The sequence below is a fragment of the Spirillospora sp. NPDC049652 genome (assembly GCF_040675125.1).
GTDB lineage: Bacteria > Actinomycetota > Actinomycetes > Streptosporangiales > Streptosporangiaceae > Spirillospora.
This window is the reverse complement of the sequence record NZ_JBFAOF010001005.1, coordinates 1-2,501: the sequence shown is the minus strand read 5'-3', so window position 1 is coordinate 2,501 and position 2,501 is coordinate 1. Positions and strand designations below refer to the sequence as shown.

The 2,501-nt window shown below is 75.0% G+C and carries 1 protein-coding gene; it reads left to right on the top strand.

Annotated features, from left to right (window positions below):
- Positions 1-2,501, top strand: a 2,501-nt coding sequence (locus AB0J52_RS36095) for a hypothetical protein (RefSeq protein ID WP_500187403.1), incomplete at both ends; no start/stop codon positions are given.

Below are 2,501 nucleotides of genomic sequence, written 5' to 3'. Positions count from 1 at the left end.
CGTCGGGCGTGCGAGGCCCTCGGCCTGGAGCCCTGGGACGATCCGCACAACGACGCCTGCTCAGCGCCGACCAGCTGACGCTGCTGCGCCCGTCCCTCGCCGCGGCCGACCTGCCCGCCGCGGAGAACCTGGCCGGGACGGTGCGGACCGAGGACTTCGGCCCGACCGACGAGCGCACCCACCACTTCACCGTCGCGACCGACGCGCTGGCCGCCGCGTTCGCCGCGCCGGACGACGCCGTTCCCGAGCACGTCCAGTGGATGCGGCTCAAGCACTACCTGGAGACCCTCAACAGCAACGACCCCAAGGTGCCCGACTCGAGCCGCGTCACCCTGCCCGCCGACGCGGCCGGGATCGCCAAGGCACTGCCCGACGTCCTCGCCTGGACCACGCGGTTCTTCGACGCCGGCGGCGCGGTCCAGGCCGGGACGGACGGGCTGGGCGCGACCGGCGCCGGGCCGTGGACCGCCACCGCCTACCCGCGCGCCGGGTCGCCCGCGACGGCCACCCCCGACGCCGACGGGCACCTGACCTACACACAGCTGATCGAGGACCGCTGGGCGCACACGCTGCGCTACTACTTCCAGCCCTTCGGCCGCTACGACCTGCTGTGGCAGAGCCTGCGCCGCTCCCCCACGCTGTTCCCCGGCCGCGCGGCCGCCGAGGCCGGCACCCCGGCCGTGCGGGTGGACCCCGCGGCCGGCGGCCTGGACGTGGTGCTCGACCGGACGCAGGCGGTCGACGCTCCGCTCGTCCTCGGCTCGCGGCGGCTGGACGAGCCGGCCACTCCGGCGCGCCCGCCCGCGCCCGGCGCGATCTGGGAGGTGATCGTCGCCCAGCACCACGAGCAGACCCTGGCCGAGCGCAACCAGACCCTCCTCCGCCGGCTCGCGTTCCGGCAGATCGCCTTCACCCTGCTGCGCCGCTTCGGCTACTCGGACTGGTACGCCTGGGTGCGCGGCTTCGCCAAGGACCATCAGCGCGAGGTGCCCGTCCGCCTGGTCGAGGACGGCTACCCGCCCGTCCCCGACACCCTGCCGAGCGCGCCGGACCACCTCGCCTTGGACGGCACGGCCGACCCCGGTGAGCTGCGCGGCCTGGACCTGCCCGAGCGCGTCGGCGACTTCTCCCAGGGCGTCCTCGCCCTGCAGTGGCGGGCGCTGCCGTTCTACTACGAGCACCGCCTGCTGGTGATCGCCCAGACCGACGGGACCGTGTCGCCGGTCAACAGCGTCACCCAGCGCGACCTGACCTACCGCTCGCCGCTGCCGAGCGCCACCGTCAGCGGGACGGACATCGTGTGGCGCCGGCTGCCGCCGTTCCCGCCGCTGCCCGGTTCCGGCGGCCAGTTCCAGCAGAACACCCGCGTCCGCACCGTCACCATCCCGCTGCGCCGGTTCTGGGACAGCCTGCCCGACGAGGCCCAGCAGCGCTGGCAGGCCGAGGCGCCCGACGCCGCGACCGGGACCGCGACGGCGCGCAAGCTGAGCGCACTGCCCGACCCCGAGGTCGTCTACCAGATCGTCGAGCTGTTCAGCGGGAACATCGAGGTGCAGGCCGAGTGCTTCTACGACCCGGTCGCGCGGAAGTTCACCCACCGCCAGCTCGGCAAGCGCTTCCTGGTGGCGCAGACGACGCTGGCGCCGCCGACCGGCGCGCTCGGCGACTTCCCGCTGGCGGTCGATCTGGTCCAGGTGAGCGAGGAGCAGCTGAGCACCGGCTACGACACCGGCGGCCTGCCGCTCGACACCCGCAACCGGGTCGCCATCGACCAGCACGGGCGCCTGCTGTTCGCCGGGGTGATGACCAAGGACGACCGCGACGCCCTCGTCCGGCTGGTGAGCGAACCGGACGCGGCCAAGATCCGGAGCCTGTTCGACGGCTGGTACGCCACCGAACCGGTCAGCGCCCCCGCCGCCGACCTGCCCGACCGGCTCCGGACGCTCATCGACTTCCTGCCCGCGCCGACCCTCACCCTCGTCTGGCAGGGCCCCTCGGACGCGGCCGCGGCCGACCTGCGAGGGCTGCCCGGCGACAGCGCGTTCACCGGCGCGATCGCGCGGCTCGTCACGCAGGCCACCGGGGCCGCGCCGGACGCCCTCACCCGCGTGGAGATCCCCGCCGGGCCCGAGCAGGTCCCGGGCGAGCTCCAGAACAAGGTGGCACTCGCCCGCAACGCGCCCGGGACCCAGTACACCGGCATCACCTGGACCGACGCGATGAGCGCCGACGACATCGCCGCGCTGCGCCGCTGGGCCCGCTTCCCCGAGTTCGCCGACGCCGTCGAGAAGCTCATCACCGCCGTGCACGACGCCGCCGCGGGCTCCCCGCCGCCGCCGTCGGTGACCGTCCCGTTCGCCGTCCCGGTCCGTCCCACCCAGGCCGCGCTCACCGGCGTCCTGGCCGCCAAGCTGCTGCTCGGCGCCGTGCTGATGCGCTACCACGGCATGATGCGCGCCGACGACCCGGCCGCGCTCGCGGCGCCCTATCCCGGACGGCCC